Below are 16,716 nucleotides of genomic sequence, written 5' to 3' on the forward strand. Positions count from 1 at the left end.
GCAAGAAGGACCGCGCATGAGCGAGAAGGACAACGAGCCGCAGCTCGTACTAGCCGTAGATACCTCGACCGATATGCTGGCCTGCGCCGTGGCCCGCTGGGTGCCCGCGACGGGAGCGGTTCCCGCCGTCGCCGAGGTCCTGGCTTCGAAGGATCACCTCTGCCGTCGCCGCGCCAACGTGGAGCTCGTCACCACGGCTATGGACGCTCTCGCTGCCTGCGGACACACCATGAAGGACGTGGACGCGGTTCTCGTGGGACGCGGGCCAGGGTCGTTCACGGGCGTGCGCATCGGCATCGCCACGGCAAAGGGCCTGGCCTGCGGCCGTGGCTGCGCCCTCTACGGAGCGTCCGCGCTCGACGCCATGGCGTGGTCGGCCTGGGACGTGGGCGTGCGCGGCAAGCTCGTCGTGGTTGGCGACGCCATGCGCGGCGAGGTCTACCCGGGCGTCTACGCCCTGGACGAGAGGGGCGCGCACCGGTGCTTCGCGGCCGAGACCGTGGCCAAGGCGGACGCCTGCGTGGCCGCGCTCGCCGAGAGCCCCGACGCCTCTGAGCTCACCCTCTCTGGCAACGGCCTGCTCAAGTACCGCGCGCGCTTCGAGGCGGCGGGAATCGCCCGCTTCGCGCCCGAGGAGGCATGGTACCCCACTGGCGAGGGGCTCCTGCGCTCCGCCGCCGAGGTCGCGTCCATGCCTCAGGGCTCCCCCCAGACGGGCGACCCCGCCGTGGTCCTGCCCCTCTACACGCGTCTCTCGGACGCCGAGGAGGCGGAGCGCACCCGCCTGGGGCTCAAGCAGCCCCTCTCCGTCGAGCTCACGGGCGTGGACGACGCGCTCGCGGGCATCCACCTGCAGCTGCGTCCCATGACGCTCAACGACGCCTCCGCCGTGGCAGTCCTAGAGGAACGCGTCTACGAGGGCTCGGCCCACACGCCCTGGACCGCGCGGCTCTTCGAGGAGGAACTCTCCCAGTCGGGCCGCAGCTGGTGGGTCGCCCACGACCAGGGGACAATCGTCGGCTTTGCCGGTGGCGTCCTTGCCGGGGCGGACTTCGAGGTCGAGGAGGTCGTCGTAGACGCGCCGCGTCGCCGCGAGAAGATCGCGAGCCGCCTGGTGGCGCGCGTCGCCTATGACGCGCAGATGCTGGCCGCGAGCACCGTCTCCCTCGAGGTCGACGCCGCGAACGAGGCGGCCCGCAGCCTCTACGAGCAGCTCGGCCTTGTCCAGGAGGGCATCCGCCCCGACTACTACGGGCCCGGCCACGACGCCCTGATCCTGCGCGCCGCGCTGCCGCTCGCGGCCGACGCGGGCCAGCCCGAGCGGCCGGAGCCGCACGCCTCGATTCGCCCGTGGCCCCTCACGGCCGCCCCGCGCGACGCCCAGGCGCAGGCCGCGCTCGCGGCGGCCGGCCCGCTCGTGCTCTCGATCGAGTCCTCCTGTGACGAGACCGCCATGGCCGTCACCGACTCGCGCGGCGTGGTCTGCGCGAGTGTCGTGGCCACCCAGATCGACTTCCACGCGCGCTTTGGCGGCGTCGTGCCCGAGATCGCGAGCCGCAAGCACACCGAGGCCATCGTCGGCGTCTTCGAGGAGACCCTCGCCCGCGCCGGCGCCCACTTTGGGGTGGACACGCTCGTGGCCTCGGACCTGGCGGCGGTGGGTGTGACGGCGGGGCCGGGTCTCGTGGGCGCGCTCGTGGTGGGCGTGGCCTTTGCCAAGGGTCTCTGTGTGGGTGCTGACCTCATGCTCATTGCGGTGCAGCACCTCGAGGGTCACCTCATGGCCAACCTCTTCGACACCCCCGACCTCAGGCCGCCCTTCGTGGCGAGCCTCGTCTCGGGAGGCAACACCATGCTCGTGCACGTCCGCGCATGGGGCGACTACCAGGTCCTGGGCACCACGATCGACGATGCGGTGGGGGAGGCCTTCGACAAGGTCGCCAAGGCGCTCGGCCTGGGATACCCCGGCGGCCCCGTGATCAGCCGCCTCTCGGCCCAGGGCAGCCCGCGCGCCATCCGCTTCCCGCGCGCGATGCTGCACAGCGGCGACTACTCGTTTTCCCTCTCGGGCCTCAAGACGGCCGTCATCACCTACATAGAGGGCGAGAACCGCGCGGGGCGGCCCATCAACCTGCCGGACCTCGCGGCCTCCTTCGAGGCCGCCGTCATTGACGTGCAGGTCGCCAAGGCCGTGCGCGCGGTCGAGGAGACGGGCGTGTCGGACTTCTGCGTCGGCGGCGGCGTGGCGGCCAACGCCTCCCTGCGTGCGGCCTACCGTGGGGTGTTCGAGAAGCGCGGCGTGCGCGTGACGGTTCCGCCCTTCTCGGCCTGCGGGGACAACGCGGCCATGATTGGCATCTGCGCCCTGCGCAGCTATAACGCGGGAGTCTTCTCGCCGCTCACCTTGGACGCCAACCCCAATGCCCCTCTCGGCGCCTGGACCTCCCCGGCCGCCCCCGTTCCGCCCATCTGGGAGTAGGCCTCACCTCCGGGTTCTATGGTTTCGCGAGCGTTACGGTGTGAGAATGCGTGGCTCCCTCGTGCCCGCCGTCGCTATTCTGTGCCCTGTGCACGTAACTTTCTCGCATTGAGTTGCAAGGGGGAGGGGAATGGGTCCCCTCCGGTTGCGTGATACGGAAGGGGTCTCGCACCAGACGGAAGGGAACCACCATGACCACCAATGTTTCTGACATGCAGACAGAGCTCATACCGTGCTCGCGAAGGAGCTTCCTCAAGCTCTCGGGACTTACCGCGTTAGGCGTGGGAGGCATGATGGTTCTTGCCGGGTGTGGCCCGGCCGCACAGGATGACACCACAGACACCGGCACATCCGACAAGACCGGAGGCTCCTCCGCAGCCGAGGCCCTCGGCGACGGCACGACCCTGCGCGTGGGCATGGAAGCCGCCTACGCCCCCTACAACTGGCAGGTCTCGGCCGCCGGCGACACCACCATTCCCATAGACAACGTAGACGGCGCCTTTGCCGACGGCTATGACGTGCAGATCGCCAAGAGGATCGCCGAGGCGCTGGGCATGGAGCCCGTCGCTGTCAAGCTGAGCTTCGACGGCCTGGTGAACGCCCTCAACAACGGCCAGATCGACATCATCTGCGCGGGCATGTCCACCACGCCCGAGCGCGCCCAGTCCGCGGACTTCTCCGACTCCTACCTCGACGACGACATCGTCCTCGTGGTCAGGCAGGACTCCCCCTACGCCTCCGCGACCACGCTGGCAGACTTTGCCGGCGCCTCCGTGATGGGCCAGGCGGCGACCCTGCTCGACGACGTCATCGACCAGATTCCGGACGTCAACCACATGACGCCCGCCGAGACCGTACCCCTGGTGGTCGAGAACCTCGCGCGCGGGACCTGCGACGCCATCACCTTCTCCAAGATGAGCGTCCCGCAGCTCCTGGTGAACTACCCCGACTTCGTTCAGCCCTCGCTCACCGACAGCTTCACCGACTCCGTCATGCCGGACAACGCCGCCATAGCCAAGGGCCAGGAGGCCGTCCTCGCCAAGATCAACGAGGCCATCGAGGCTGTCTCTGCTGACGAGCGCCAGCAGATCTGGACCGACTGCATGGAGCGCCAGCCCGCCTAGGCGGCCCTGAAGGCGAATCTGACGGCGCGCCCGACGCTTCGTGCGGGCGCGCCGCACGTGCATGAGGACCTAAGGAGAAAAACATGAGCTCGTCCGTATCACGCGAGCCTGCGGCCGCGAGAAGGCGGCGCCGCCTGGCGTCGTTGCTGCTTGACGACCACCGCTACGTTCTTCTCGGCACGGCCGTCGTGGCCTTTTGTGGCATGCTGCTCTCGAGCAGCCCCCGTCCCGCGATGAGCTTTCTGGCGCATGCGTTCGCCGTCGAGGTGATTTTGTACTACCTGCTCGTCGCCTGGCTCGTGATCTCGGCCGTGGCGCTTGTTAACAAGGCCGTGCGCTGGAAAGACTACGCCACGACCTCGCCCTTTGTGAGATCTGCCGTCCGTCGCGCGCTGCGCATAGGCAGCTACGTGATCTGGGGCATCGTTCTTGTCCTCGTGGTCGATCGCGTGGTCATGGGCGTTGCCTCCGCATGGGCCGTGGCCACCACGGCGAGCACGCGTCCCGAGAAAAGCCTTGAGAGTATCCTCTACCTCCTGTGGCAGGGGCGTCAGACCTTTGTGACCGGCGCCGTGACCACGGTCGAGATCGCCGTCTTTGGCACCGTCATCGCGTTCTTCCTGGCGCTGCTCCTGGTGTTCTGCCGCATCCAGGTCCCCGACCGCTCCGACAACGATCTCGTGCGCTTCCTCAAGGTCACGGGACTCGACTTTGCCAAGGTCTACAGCACCGTGGTGCGCGGCACGCCCATGATGGTCCAGGCGGGCATCATCTTCTACGGGATCTTCGGCCTGATGCGCCTGACCACGCTCAGCGTCACCGAGATAAACGCCCTCTGGTCACCGTTTCTGGCCGGTCTGGTGGTCGTCTCGCTCAACTCCACGGCCTACATGATGGAGGTCCTGCGCGGCGGCATCGAGTCGGTCGACACGGGGCAGATGGAGGCGGCCCGCTCGCTGGGGCTCTCCCAGTGGCAGGCCATGGCGCGCGTGGTCTTTCCTCAGGGCATCAAGTACGCCATCCCCGGGCTCTCCAACGAGCTCGTCATCAACATCAAGGACTCCTCGGTTCTCTCCGTGATCGGTACCTTTGACCTGATGTTTGCCAGCAGGACCGTGGCTGGCATCTACTATCAGAACTTTCAGGCGAACCTCATTGCCGCCGTTGTCTACCTCGTCTTGACCATGGTGGCCTCGGCGCTGCTCTCGCGCTTCGCCCAGCACTTCAACGTGAAGAGCGTGCCCGTCATGGGCACGGCCGGTCACACCATCAAGGCCACGGTCGAGGAGTAGCCATGACTCAGAACACACACGACGTCGCCAACGCCGGCGACGAGGGTGTCACTGCGAACACCCAGCCCATCGTCCGCATCGAGGGGCTGCGCAAGTCCTTTGGCGACAACGTGGTCCTGCGCGACATCGACTTCGAGGTCATGGCCGGCCAGGTGGTCACCATCATCGGTGCCTCCGGCTCCGGCAAGTCGACGCTTCTGCGCTGCATCAACCTCCTCGAGACGCCCGATGCGGGCCACGTGTGGTTCCACGGCAGCGATCTCGCCGCCGAGCGCGTAGACGTCAACCGGCTGCGCGAGAAGATTGGCATGGTCTTCCAGGGCTTCAACCTCTTCAACAACATGAATGTTCTCGATAACTGCACGCTCGCGCCCGTGACCCTCAAGAAGGCGGGCAAGGCAGAGGCCGAGCGTGTGGCGCTCGGGCACCTGGAGACGGTGGGACTCGCCGACTTTGCGCGTGCGGACGTGAATACGCTCTCGGGCGGTCAGAAGCAGCGCGTGGCCATCGCACGGGCCCTGTGCATGAACCCCGACCTCATGCTCTTCGACGAGCCCACGAGCGCGCTCGACCCGGAGATTGTGGGGGAGGTTCTCGAGGTCATGCGCGATCTGGCCGCACGGGGCATGACGATGGTTGTGGTCACCCATGAGATGGCCTTCGCCAAGGAAGTCTCCGACCAGGTCGTCTTCATGGACCAGGGCGTCATTGCCGAGCAGGGCACGCCCGCCAAACTCTTCTCGGCACCCGAGCAGCCGCGCACGCGCGAGTTCCTCTCCCGTTATCTGGAGGGATAGCTCTCCGCCTGTCGCCTTGCGGGGCCTCAAGGGAGGGTGCTACTTCGCGGACCATACCCGAACGCGTACTTTGGTCTCTCTGGGAGCTCAAAACATGCGATAGGGTATGGTCCGCGAAGTAGCACCCGTGCTCCCGTGCTACGATTCTGCCATTGAGGCGTCCCCAGGGAGGTAACATGCAGGACGGATTCGTGAAGGTCTGCGCCGTGACGCCTGAGGTGCGCGTGGCCGACGTGCGGTTTAATGTGGACGCCTGCGTGGAGGCGGTCAACGAGGCGTGCACCGGCGAGGGGGCCATGGTCGTGGTCCTGCCCGAGCTGGCCCTCACGGCTTACACCTGCGAGGACCTCTTCTGGCAGGACGCCCTGCTCGACGCGGTCGAGCGCGGCCTCGCCGACTTCGCCGCGCGCACGTCCGATCTCGACGCCCTCCTGCTCGTGGGCCTTCCGGTTCGCGTGAACGCCAAGCTCTACAACTGCTGCGCCGTGCTCTCGGCGGGCACCATCCTGGGCGTGGTCCCCAAGCGCCACCTGCCCACCTACAACGAGTTCTACGAGGGGCGCCACTTCGTCGCTGGCACGACCGACGTCGTGGGCATCGACCTCGCGGGCCAGCTCGACGTGCCCTTTGGCATGCGTCAGCTCTTCGCCTGCGAGGAGCTGTCCGAGCTCGTGGTCGCGGTCGAGATCTGCGAGGACCTCTGGGTCCCTGAGCCCCCCTCGATCGCCCACGCCCAGGCCGGGGCCACGCTCGTCTGCAATCTCTCCGCCTCCAACGAGCTCGTGGGCAAGGCGGACTATCGTCGCAGCCTCGTCTGCGGGCAGAGCGCCCGCCTCGTCTGCGGCTACGCTTACGCGAGCTCCGGTGCGGGTGAGTCGACGCAGGACCTGGTCTTCTCGGGTCATGACCTCGTGGCTGAGAACGGCCGTCTGCTCGCGGAGGGGGCGTCGTTTCAGGAGGGCCGCGCCGTCTCCGAGCTCGACGTGCGCCAGCTCGTAGCCGAGCGCCGTCGCATGTCCACCTTCGAGACGGCCGCCAGCGCGGTTCAGCGGGGCTACCACGTGAGTCGCTTCTCGCTGGACGTGCGCGAGACGCGCCTCACGCGCTGGGTAGATCCGCACCCCTTCGTGCCCGCCGACGCCGCGCGCCGCGCGGAGCGCTGCGAGGACGTCCTCGCGATTCAGGCGCATGGCCTGGCCAAGCGCCTCGCGCATACGCACGCGCGCCGCGCGGTGGTGGGCGTCTCGGGCGGGCTCGACTCCACGCTCGCCCTACTCGTGGCCGCACGCGCCTTTGACCTGCTCGACCTTGACCGTTCGGGCATCATCGCCGTGACCATGCCCGGCTTTGGCACCACGGACCGCACGCATGACAACGCCTGCAGCCTCTCCGATGCGCTCGACGTGGACCTGCGCGAGGTCAACATCGCCGACGCCGTGCGCCAGCACTTCTCCGACATCGGCCATGACGAGGCGGTCCACGACGTCACCTACGAGAACGCCCAGGCGCGCGAGCGCACGCAGGTCCTCATGGACCTGGCCAACCAGGAGGGCGGCTTCGTCATCGGCACGGGCGACCTCTCCGAGCTTGCGCTCGGCTGGGCCACCTACAACGGTGACCACATGTCCATGTACGCGGTGAACGCGAGTGTCCCCAAGACCCTCGTGCGCCACCTCGTGCGCTACGTGGCCGACACCTGCGGCGAGGAGGAGACCTCCGAGGTTCTCTACGACGTGCTCGACACCCCCGTCTCCCCGGAGCTTCTGCCCGCCAGCGGCGACGGCACGATCTCGCAGCGCACTGAGGACCTCGTGGGTCCCTACGAGCTGCACGACTTCTTTCTCTATGAGGTTCTGCGCCATGGGGCATCCCCGCGCAAGGTGTATCGCCTGGCGTGCCATGCCCTGGGCCAGATCTACGATGACGAGACCATCCTCTCCTGGCTCAAGGTCTTCTACCGGCGCTTCTTCTCCCAGCAGTTCAAGCGCAGTTGCCTGCCCGACGGTCCCAAGGTGGGCTCCGTGGCGGTGAGCCCGCGCGGCGACCTGCGCATGCCGTCCGATGCCTGCGCCACGCTCTGGCTCGCCGAGCTCGAGGAGCTTTAGGGCATCCTCGCCTGCGCCCGAGCACCTCAGGAAATCTAAGCGTCTCTTGTAAGATTTTTTCTATAGAGATGGTATAAGTCGGGACATCTGGGTATTATTTTGAGCGTTGGCTAGAGCGAGGCCAGAGAGGGTCTGGTCTCGCAGAAACGTGCGCCCGCTGGGCGCCTCAAAAGGAGGTTCCTGAACATGACTCTGAAGCCGTTGGGAGACCGCGTCCTCGTGAAGCCCGCACCCAAGGAGGAGAAGACCTCTTCGGGTCTGTACATCTCGAGTGGCGCGCAGGAGAAGCCGCAGAAGGGCGAGGTCGTCGCCGTGGGAGCCGGCAAGCTCGATGACAAGGGCGAGCGCATCGCTGTCGACGTCAAGGCCGGGGACCAGGTCTTCTATGGTAAGTTCGGCGGCAACGAGGTCAAGGTCGACGGCGAGGACTACCTGCTGCTTCGTGCCGATGACATCTACGCCATCATCGAGGACTAAGCCGGTCGCACCCGTTCTGCGAAACCATACTTTGGAGGATTAAGAAATGGCTAAGGACATTCTTTTCGGCACTGACGCCCGTGCCAAGCTCGCCAAGGGCGTGAACACCCTTGCCGACGCGGTGACCACCACGATGGGACCCAAGGGTCGCTACGTGGCCCTGCAGCGCTCCTACGGTGCACCCACGATTACCAACGACGGCGTCTCCGTCGCCAAGGAGATCGAGCTCAAGGATCCCATCGAGAACATGGGTGCCCAGCTGGTGAAGGAGGTCGCCACCAAGACCAACGACGCCGTGGGTGACGGCACCACCACCGCCACGCTCCTGGCCCAGGTCATCGTCAACGAGGGCCTGCGCAACGTGGCTGCGGGTGCCAACCCCATCGCCATTCGTCGCGGCGTGGACAAGGCCGTCGATGCCGTCGTGAACGAGATGAAGAAGTCCGCCCAGGACGTCTCCACCAAGAAGCAGATCGCCTCCGTGGGCACCATCTCTGCCTCCGACCCCGCGATTGGGGCCAAGATTTCCGATGCCATGGACATCGTGGGCAAGGACGGCGTCATCACCGTCGAGGACTCCCAGACCTTTGGCATCGACATCGACACCGTCGAGGGCATGCAGTTCGACAAGGGCTACATCTCCCCGTACTTCTCGACCAACAACGAGAGCATGGTCGCCGAGCTCGACTCGCCCTACATTCTCATGACCGACCAGAAGATCTCCAACATCCAGGACATCCTGCCCATCCTTGAGGCCGTTCAGAAGCAGGGCGCACCTCTGCTCCTCATTGCCGAGGACGTGGACGGCGAGGCTCTGGCCACGCTGATTCTGAACAAGCTCCGCGGCGTGCTCAACGTCTGCGCCGTCAAGGCTCCCGGCTACGGCGATCGTCGCAAGCGCATGCTCGAGGACATCGCCGTGCTGACCGGCGGCCAGGTCGCCATGAAGGAGCTTGGCATCAACCTCACCGACGTCACCGCCGAGATGCTCGGCCGCGCGAAGTCCGTCAAGGTCACCAAGGACGACACCACCATCGTAGGCGGCTCGGGCTCCAAGGACGCCATCGAGGAGCGCATCGGCCAGATCAAGGCCGAGATTGACAACACCACCTCCGACTTCGACCGCGAGAAGCTCCAGGAGCGTCTCGCCAAGCTCTCCGGCGGCGTTGCCGTCATCAAGGTCGGCGCTGCCACCGAGGTCGAGCTTAAGGAGATCAAGCACCGCATCGAGGATGCGCTGCAGGCCACGCGCGCGGCCGTCGAGGAGGGCATCGTCGCCGGCGGCGGCGTCGCGTTCCTGACCGCCTCCAAGGCGCTCGACGGCGTCCAGACCGTCGACGCCGACGAGAAGATCGGCGTGGAGATCATTCGCAAGGCGCTTGAGGCTCCCGTCAAGACCATCGCCAACAACGCGGGCTACGAGGGCTCCGTCGTGGCCGAGAAGATTAAGGGCCTGCCTGAGGGCCAGGGCCTCGACTCCGCGTCCGGTGAGTACGGCGACATGATCGAGATGGGCGTTCTCGACCCCGTCAAGGTCGCGCGCGTCACGCTCCAGAACGCCGCCTCCGTGGCGTCTCTCATCCTCATCACCGAGGCCACCATCACTGACGAACCCAAGGACACCACCATCGAAGAGGCTATCTCAGCGGCGGCTGCCCAGGGCGGCCAGGGTGGCGGCGGCATGTACTAAGGTACTAAGGCCAAGGCTCACCTAGCCGGGTATGCCCCCGGCCTTCCCACGAGAAGCGCGCTTTGCGCAGCTTCTTCTCGGAAGGCCGGGGGCGTTTTTCTGCGTGATGTGCCTGGACCCTTGGCCCATCGAGTGCGCGAAAGCCCGTTGTGGCTCTGAGAAGGCGCTCACGAATTCGGCCCTGGGGCACGGCGGCAAGACGATTGCGCAGGAATCGGGGGCTGGGGCACGTCACAAGGGGCGGTACGTGCCCCAGCCCCCGATTCATGAGCGGTTGGCCGTGATGCGCTTCTCGTTTACAAAAAGAGCCCGGAACCGCAAGGCGGCTCCGGGCTCGGTACGTACTCGATCGAACGAAGACCTATGCGCAGAGAGCCCTGGTGATGCTCGCTGCGGCAGTCTTGCCGGCGCCCATGGCCAGGATGACCGTGGCCGCACCGGTGACGATGTCACCGCCGGCCCAGATGCGCGGGTCGGACGTGCGGCCGTCCTCGTCGGCGAGGATGTAGCCCCACTTGTTGAGCTTGATGTCGCCAATCATCTTGGCGAACGGGTTGGCGTTGGTGCCGATGGCGGAGATGGCCACGTCGCAGGGAATCTCCTCGATGGCACCCTCGATGGGCACCGGGCGCCTGCGACCGGACGCATCGGGCGCGCCGAGCTCCATCTTTTGGACGCGCACGGCGCAGACGCAGCCGTCCTCGCCCTTGACGAACTCGAGCGGGGAGACGAGCGGCATGACCTCGACGCCCTCGGCCTTGGCGTGGTGCAGCTCGGCGCGACGGGCGGGCATCTCCTCCTCGGAGCGGCGATACGCGATGACGGCGCGCTCGGCGCCCAGGCGCTTGGCGGTGCGCACGGCGTCCATGGCCACGTTGCCGCCGCCAAAGACCACGACGTTCGTGCCGTGCTTGGTGGGCGTGTCGTAGGTGGGGAACTTGTTGGCCTTCATCAGGTTCACGCGGGTGAGGTACTCGTTCGCGAAGAAGACGTTGGGCAGGTTCTCTCCCGGCACGTTCAAGAACTTGGGCAGACCGGCGCCCGTGGCCACGTAGATGGCGTCGTAGCCGGCCTCGAAGAGCTCCTCGGCATCCGTGATGCGACCCACGACGCTGTTGAACTCGAACTTGACGCCCAGCTCCTCGAGGCCGTCGATCTCGCGCTTGACGACCGCCTTGGGAAGACGGAACTCGGGGATGCCGTAGACGAGCACGCCGCCGCCGGTGAAGAAGGCCTCGAAGACCGTCACGTCAAAGCCGTTGCGCGCGAGCTCGCCTGCGCAGGCGATGCCGGAGGGGCCGGAGCCCACGACGGCGACCTTCTTGCCGTTCTTGGGGGCCATCTGGGGCTTGGAGGCCAGGTCGGGCTGGTCGCCCAGGAAGCGCTCCAGCTGGCCGATGGCCACGGGGTCGCCCTTCTTGCCGCGGATGCACTTGCCCTCGCACTGGTTCTCCTGGGGGCAGACGCGACCGCAGATGGCCGGCAGCATCGACTCCTCGCGGATGACGTCGAGCCCGCCGCCGAAGTCCTCGTCGCGAATCTTCTCGATGAACTTGGGGATGTTGATGTTGACGGGGCAGCCGTCGACGCAGAGGGGCTTCTTGCAGTCCAGGCAGCGATCCGCCTCGGCGAGCGCCATCTCCTTGGTGAATCCCTTGTCGACCGAGCGGAAGTCGCAGGCGCGCTCGGCGGCCGGCTCCTCGTTGTCTGCGGTGCGCGGGGACTTCATGTTGGGAACAAAGCGACCGTTTATCTGTGGCATGCGCAGTTCGCCTCCTCATAGGCCTTGAGGGCCTGGCCCTCCTCGGTACGGTATGCGGCCTGACGGGCGCGCAGGTCGTTCCAGTCGACCTTGGTGGCGTCGAAGTCGGGGCCGTCGACGCAGGCGAACTTCGTCACGCCGTCGACCTCGACGCGGCAGCAGCCGCACATGCCCGTGCCGTCGACCATGATGGGGTTGAGCGACGCGGTGATGGGGGTCCCGTACTTCTCGGCCGTGAGGGCGGAGAACTTCATCATGGGCACGGGGCCCACGCAGAAGACGTGGTCGACGGCCTTGGCCTCGAGCAGTCGCTCGAGCGGCGCGGTGACGACGCCCTTCTCGCCATAGGAGCCGTCGTCTGTGGTGATGTGAACGTGATCGTCGTCGAGGACCTCGCGGAACTGGTCCTCGAGCAGGAGCAGGTCCTTGGTGCGGGCTCCCATGATGGCATGGACCTCGTGGCCCGTGGCCTTGAGCTGGCGCGCGACGGGAAAGGCGATGGCAAGGCCCACGCCGCCGCCGATGACGGCCCACGTGCCCTCGCTCATCTCGGTCGGGCGGCCCAGGGGACCGGTGACGTCGGTGAGGTAGTCCCCCTCCTCAAAGGAGGAGAGCATCTCGGTCGTCTTGCCGATCACCATGAAGATGAACTCGACCCAACCCTCCTCGGCGTTCCAGTCCGCGAACGTGAACGGGACGCGCTCGCCCGTCTCGTTGGCGCGAATCATGAGGAACTGGCCGGCGTGAGCGTGCTTGGCCATGCCGGGTGCCTCGATGCGGAACTTGAACACCTTCTCCGAGAACTGTGTCTTATCGAGGATCTTGTACATTAACCGAACTCCTCTCCTGCCTCACATGCCCATGCCAAAGGCCCGCCCACTCCCCCCGAAGCGGTTGCGGCAGCGTGACCAAACGGCATTCTACATAGCAAATTATACGCTCACGCCCGCATATTTCTTTGGGGCCAGACGAGAAGATCAGAACTTATCTGAGGGGGGTCCCGTGGTGAGAAGGTCCTGCGTTACGTCGCAGGCGCGCGCGACCGCGGCCTCGAAGTCGGCGAGAAAGTCGCCCTTGAGCTCGCGCAGGACGTAGTCGGCCACGCCCATGCGCCCGGGCGGCCGTCCGATGCCCAGCTGCACGCGAACGAAGTCGCGGCTGCCCAGCTTGTCGGCAATCGAGCGCAGGCCGTTATGGGCGTTGAGGCCTCCCCCCACCTTCACGCGCACCTCGCCGGTCGCGAGGTCGACCTCGTCGTGGATGACCAGAATCTGCCCCGGCATGACGCGATGGGCGCGCGCGAGCTTGGAGAGGGGCCCCCCGCTCGTGTTCATGTAGCTCATCGGCTTGGCGAGAAGGACCGTGCGCACCTCGCCGTCCGCGTCTTTCCAGTCGAGCGCGGCGACCTGCGCGCCCGCCTCGCTCTTCCAGTAGCGCACGGCATGACGCTGGGCCAGGGCGTCCACCACGGCAAAGCCGGCGTTGTGGCGCGTGTGCGCGTACGCGGCGTCGGGGTTGCCGAGACCGCAGACGATCATGAGGGGGCGGCTCTGGGACATGGGGCCTCTCTTGCGGGCGGCGTGCTCGTAATGGGAAAAGGGGCCGCCCGAAGGCGGCCCCTGACGCGCGAACTAGAGGTTGAGGTTGCCGCCGAAGATCTCGGAGACGGATTTGCGCAGGTAGACGCTGTTGATGGCCTCGGCGAGCTCGTTGGCGACCGAGATCATCTTGATCTTGGAGCCGGGCTTGTTGGCCTCGTCGCACGGGATGATGTCGGTGACCACGCACTCCTCGATGGGGGCGTTTTGCAGGCGCTCGAGCGCCTCGCCGGAGAAGATGCCGTGGGTGGCGGAGACGTAGATGTCGCCGGCGCCCATGTCCTTGAGCTTGCAGACCGACCCGCACAGGGTGCCCGCCGTGTCAATCATGTCGTCGTTGACGATGCAGGTCTTGCCCTTGATGTCGCCGATGATGCCCATGACCTCGGACGTGTTGTGTCGGGGACGGCTCTTGTGGGCGATGGCCACCTCGCAGCCCAGGTAGTCGGAGAGCTTCTTGGCGGCCTTGGCGCGACCCATGTCCGGGGAGACCACGACGGTGTTGTCCCAGTCGAAGCCCTTCCCCTTGAAGTAGTCCCCCAGGAGGTAGAGGGCCGTGAGGTGTGTCACGGGGACGTCGAAGAAGCCCTGGATCTGGCCCTGGTGCAGGTCGATCGTGATGACCTGGTCCACGCCGGCGGCCTCGAGGAGGTTGGCCACGAGGCGCGCGGTGATGGGCTCGCGCGCGGCGGCCTTGCGGTCCTGGCGGGCGTAGCAGTAGTGGGGGAGCACGGCGGTGAACTTGGAGCAGGAGGCGCGCTTGGCGGCGTCCGTGGCGATGAGCGTCTCCATGAGGAGGTCGTTGACGTTCTCGCCGGCGAGCGACTGGATGAAGAAGACGTCGTCGCCGCGGACCGACTCGTCGTAGCGGGCGTAGATCTCCCCGTTGGCGAACTTCTCGATCTTGAGGCCCTGGAGCTCGAGGTGAAGGATGTCCGCGATCCTCTGGGAGAGCCCGGGGTTGCCCGTGCCGGTGTAGAGTTTGATCTCCTTCTTCAGAGGAATCGGTTCACACAGGTTCTCGTACATCTACGCGTTGTCCCTTCTCAGCCGGTCGAGTCGCTTGGCAGCGTACCCCTCTACTATGCGCTCCTCGTTGCGCTCAAGGGCGAGCGCGCCCGAGGGAACGTCGTGCGTGATGCAGGAGCTGGCGCCTACGAGCGCGCCGTCGCCGATGGTGACGGGGGCGACCATCATGGTGTCGGAGCCCACGAAGACGTCGTTGCCGATGGTGGTGCGGTGCTTGTGGACGCCGTCGTAGTTGCAGGTGATGGAGCCCGCGCCGATGTTGACGCCCGAGCCCATGGTGGTGTCGCCGATGTAGGAGAGGTGGGGGACCTTGGAGCCCACGCCGATGGTGGAGTTCTTGATCTCGACGTGCGTGCCCACGTGGGCACGGTCGAGCAGGTGCGCCCCGGGGCGCAGGTAGGCGCGCGGCCCCACGGTGACGTTCTTCTCGATGGTGGCCTGGATGCCCACGGTCTCCTCGACGGAGCTGCCGTCGCCCACCGAGCAGTCGGTGAGGCGGGTGTTGGGGCCCACGACGCAGCCCTCTCCCACGTGGGTCTGGCCCCAGAGCATGGTCTGGGGGAGGAGCTCGGTGTCGCGCCCCACGGTGGCGTCGGGCCCCACCCAGACGAGCGAGGGGTCGAGCATGGTGACGCCCTCGGCCATGAGGCGCTCGTTCGTGCGATCGCGCGCGATGCAGGAGAGCTGGGCGAGCTGGGCGCGCGAGTTCACGCCGAGAAGCTCGTTGGTGTCGGTGGCCTCGATGGCGCTCACGCGCTCGCCGTGTGCCTGCAGGATCTCGACCATGTCGGTGAGGTAGAGCTCGTGCTGGGCGTTGGCGCAGGAGAGCTCGCTGATGTGCGCGGCGAGGGTGGCGGCGTCGAACGCATAGAAGCCGGGGTTGCAGGAGCGTAGGTTCCGGTCCTGCTCGGGGCTGCAGTCCTTCTGCTCGATGATGCGCGCGACGGAGCCGTCCGCAGCAAACTCGAGGCGACCGTAGCCGGTGGGGTCCTCGGGAACCCAGGTGAGCATGGCCTCTGCGGCACCCTCGCGCTCGACGGAGTCAGCGAGGCGTCGGATGGTGTCGGGCTCCACGAGGGGTGCGTCGCCGTAGAGAACGACGAGTGTCCCCTGCGTGAGGTGCGCCTCCCCGAGGGCGACCTTCACGGCGTGGCCGGTGCCCCGGCGCTCGGCCTGCTCGACGAACTCGATGTCCTTCTCGGCGGCAAGACAGTCGCGCACCTCAGAGGCACCATGGCCCACGACCACGACGATGCGCTCGGCGCCGGCCGCGCGCGCGGCGCGCGTGACCCACGAGACGAGCGGACGGTCGAGGAGATTATGAGTGACCTTGGGGTGGCGGGACTTCATGCGCGTTCCCTCGCCGGCAGCGAGGATAATCGCGGTCATGGGCATTGGTGTGATCCTCCAATAACGTATGTCCCAGCAGGAATCACCCTCATACTAGCGCACGGGACGCCCGCTCTAGGAGAGGAGCCGCCCCTTCCTTCAGATTACCTCGGTTCCCGTCGCCTGGCAGCGCTGAACCAGATCGGCGCTCAGCTGCCCATCCGAGACGATGGCGTCGACGTCCTCGAGGTCGCAGACGGTAAACGTGCTGCGCCGCCCGAGCTTCGAGGTGTCCATGAGCATGATGACCTGCTCGGCCTGGTGGATGCAGGCCTGCTTGAGCTCGCACTCCTCGTCGGAGCCACAGTAGAAGGTCCCGCTCTCGCTCACGCTGGTGACGCCAATGAAGGCCTGGTCGAAGACGAGTGAGTTGATGCTGCGGATGGTGCTGCTGCCCGACAGGCTCATGCTGTAGCGGTTGAGGTGGCCGCCCGGGACGATGACGCTCGGCTTCTCGAGGCGCGCGAGCTCAGAGAGGCACGAGATGCCCGTCGTGAAGACGATGAGCCTCTCGTCCGGGAGCGCGCCGGCCAAAGCCGTGGTCGTGCTGCCCGAGTCGAGGAAGATCGTGGTGTCAGAGCGTACGAGCGAGGCGGCCTTCTCGGCGATGGCGATCTTTGCGGTGACGTTGCGCGTCTGTCGTGCGGCAAGAAGGTCGTCGGTTCCCACGGCGTAGCCCACCGAGCGCGCGCCGCCATGCACGCGGATGAGGCGGCGCTCGTCGTCGAGGGCCTTGAGGTCGGTGCGCAGCGTCATCTCGGAGACGTCGGGCAGCTCATGCTTTATCTGCGCAAACGTCACGCTGCCCTCCGTGTTGGTGAGCAGGACGATTTTCTCGCGACGCTCGTTCATGTCCAGGCTCATGGGGTCGTCCTTTCAGGCAAAAGGGAGGCTGCTCCCATCGTCGCACAAATGCGGGGTCTGCGCGCCGGCAGAGTGGCAGGACAACTCCCCATTCCACGAAGGCGAGGGGA

Annotated in this window: 13 protein-coding genes; 7 read left to right on the forward strand and 6 right to left on the reverse strand. The window is 66.6% G+C overall.

Annotated features, from left to right (window positions below; all coding sequences use genetic code 11):
• Window positions 1-16: 16 nt before the first annotated feature.
• The 7 genes from tsaD to groL all read left to right on the forward strand — a co-directional run bounded on the left by tsaD (window position 17) and on the right by groL (window position 9,964).
• Window positions 17-2,479, forward strand: a complete 2,463-nt coding sequence (gene tsaD, locus INP52_RS01470; protein WP_194371772.1) for a tRNA (adenosine(37)-N6)-threonylcarbamoyltransferase complex transferase subunit TsaD — start codon at window positions 17-19, stop codon at window positions 2,477-2,479.
• A gap of 191 nt (window positions 2,480-2,670) precedes the next feature.
• Window positions 2,671-3,603 carry a transporter substrate-binding domain-containing protein gene (locus INP52_RS01475; protein WP_228478365.1) on the forward strand — a complete coding sequence of 311 codons (933 nt, stop codon included), beginning with the start codon at window positions 2,671-2,673 and terminating at the stop codon, window positions 3,601-3,603.
• Between the two features lie 83 nt (window positions 3,604-3,686).
• Window positions 3,687-4,895, forward strand: coding sequence for an amino acid ABC transporter permease (locus tag INP52_RS01480; protein WP_194371774.1), 1,209 nt, complete (start codon window positions 3,687-3,689; stop codon window positions 4,893-4,895).
• 2 nt (window positions 4,896-4,897) lie between these two features.
• Window positions 4,898-5,692, forward strand: a complete 795-nt coding sequence (locus INP52_RS01485) for an amino acid ABC transporter ATP-binding protein (protein ID WP_269747173.1) — start codon at window positions 4,898-4,900, stop codon at window positions 5,690-5,692.
• Between the two features lie 176 nt (window positions 5,693-5,868).
• Window positions 5,869-7,797, forward strand: coding sequence for an NAD(+) synthase (locus tag INP52_RS01490; protein ID WP_194371776.1), 1,929 nt, complete (start codon window positions 5,869-5,871; stop codon window positions 7,795-7,797).
• A 186-nt stretch (window positions 7,798-7,983) separates the two neighbouring features.
• Window positions 7,984-8,274, forward strand: coding sequence for a co-chaperone GroES (groES, locus tag INP52_RS01495; protein WP_194371778.1), 291 nt, complete (start codon window positions 7,984-7,986; stop codon window positions 8,272-8,274).
• A gap of 46 nt (window positions 8,275-8,320) precedes the next feature.
• Window positions 8,321-9,964, forward strand: coding sequence for a chaperonin GroEL (groL, locus tag INP52_RS01500; protein WP_194371780.1), 1,644 nt, complete (start codon window positions 8,321-8,323; stop codon window positions 9,962-9,964).
• Window positions 9,965-10,325: 361 nt separating this feature from the next.
• Here groL and gltA read toward each other — a convergent pair whose 3' ends face one another.
• The 6 genes from gltA to INP52_RS01530 all read right to left on the reverse strand — a co-directional run bounded on the left by gltA (window position 10,326) and on the right by INP52_RS01530 (window position 16,606).
• Window positions 10,326-11,726, reverse strand: a complete 1,401-nt coding sequence (gene gltA, locus INP52_RS01505; protein WP_194371782.1) for an NADPH-dependent glutamate synthase — start codon at window positions 11,724-11,726, stop codon at window positions 10,326-10,328.
• Window positions 11,714-12,556 (reverse strand): sulfide/dihydroorotate dehydrogenase-like FAD/NAD-binding protein, encoded by an 843-nt coding sequence (locus tag INP52_RS01510; protein WP_194371784.1) that lies wholly within the window; start codon window positions 12,554-12,556, stop codon window positions 11,714-11,716. The genes gltA and INP52_RS01510 overlap by 13 nt, the downstream gene beginning before the upstream one ends.
• A 147-nt stretch (window positions 12,557-12,703) precedes the next feature.
• Entirely contained in the window at window positions 12,704-13,285 is a 582-nt protein-coding gene (pth, locus tag INP52_RS01515; RefSeq protein ID WP_228478366.1) for an aminoacyl-tRNA hydrolase, read from the reverse strand.
• Between the two features lie 72 nt (window positions 13,286-13,357).
• Window positions 13,358-14,353 (reverse strand): ribose-phosphate diphosphokinase, encoded by a 996-nt coding sequence (locus INP52_RS01520; protein ID WP_194371786.1) that lies wholly within the window; start codon window positions 14,351-14,353, stop codon window positions 13,358-13,360.
• The gene (gene glmU / locus INP52_RS01525; protein WP_194371788.1) at window positions 14,354-15,748 is read right to left on the reverse strand and encodes a bifunctional UDP-N-acetylglucosamine diphosphorylase/glucosamine-1-phosphate N-acetyltransferase GlmU; all 1,395 of its coding nucleotides are present in this window, start codon (window positions 15,746-15,748) and stop codon (window positions 14,354-14,356) included.
• Window positions 15,749-15,841: 93 nt separating this feature from the next.
• Window positions 15,842-16,606 (reverse strand): DeoR/GlpR family DNA-binding transcription regulator, encoded by a 765-nt coding sequence (locus tag INP52_RS01530; protein ID WP_194371790.1) that lies wholly within the window; start codon window positions 16,604-16,606, stop codon window positions 15,842-15,844.
• Window positions 16,607-16,716 lie beyond the last annotated feature (110 nt).

It is taken from the genome of Thermophilibacter immobilis, assembly GCF_015277515.1.
Lineage (GTDB): Bacteria > Actinomycetota > Coriobacteriia > Coriobacteriales > Atopobiaceae > Thermophilibacter > Thermophilibacter immobilis.

What these genes read in the sequence shown, in the direction of transcription:
- glmU (WP_194371788.1), bottom strand. Translation starts at nt 15,748, where the DNA reads ATGCCCATGACCGCGATTATCCTCGCTGCCGGCGAGGGAACGCGCATG.
- INP52_RS01530 (WP_194371790.1), bottom strand. Translation starts at nt 16,606, where the DNA reads ATGAGCCTGGACATGAACGAGCGTCGCGAGAAAATCGTCCTGCTCACC.
- INP52_RS01485 (WP_269747173.1), top strand. Translation starts at nt 4,898, where the DNA reads ATGACTCAGAACACACACGACGTCGCCAACGCCGGCGACGAGGGTGTC.
- tsaD (WP_194371772.1), top strand. Translation starts at nt 17, where the DNA reads ATGAGCGAGAAGGACAACGAGCCGCAGCTCGTACTAGCCGTAGATACC.
- groES (WP_194371778.1), top strand. Translation starts at nt 7,984, where the DNA reads ATGACTCTGAAGCCGTTGGGAGACCGCGTCCTCGTGAAGCCCGCACCC.
- pth (WP_228478366.1), bottom strand. Translation starts at nt 13,285, where the DNA reads ATGTCCCAGAGCCGCCCCCTCATGATCGTCTGCGGTCTCGGCAACCCC.
- INP52_RS01480 (WP_194371774.1), top strand. Translation starts at nt 3,687, where the DNA reads ATGAGCTCGTCCGTATCACGCGAGCCTGCGGCCGCGAGAAGGCGGCGC.
- gltA (WP_194371782.1), bottom strand. Translation starts at nt 11,726, where the DNA reads ATGCCACAGATAAACGGTCGCTTTGTTCCCAACATGAAGTCCCCGCGC.
- INP52_RS01490 (WP_194371776.1), top strand. Translation starts at nt 5,869, where the DNA reads ATGCAGGACGGATTCGTGAAGGTCTGCGCCGTGACGCCTGAGGTGCGC.
- INP52_RS01510 (WP_194371784.1), bottom strand. Translation starts at nt 12,556, where the DNA reads ATGTACAAGATCCTCGATAAGACACAGTTCTCGGAGAAGGTGTTCAAG.
- groL (WP_194371780.1), top strand. Translation starts at nt 8,321, where the DNA reads ATGGCTAAGGACATTCTTTTCGGCACTGACGCCCGTGCCAAGCTCGCC.
- INP52_RS01520 (WP_194371786.1), bottom strand. Translation starts at nt 14,353, where the DNA reads ATGTACGAGAACCTGTGTGAACCGATTCCTCTGAAGAAGGAGATCAAA.
- INP52_RS01475 (WP_228478365.1), top strand. Translation starts at nt 2,671, where the DNA reads ATGACCACCAATGTTTCTGACATGCAGACAGAGCTCATACCGTGCTCG.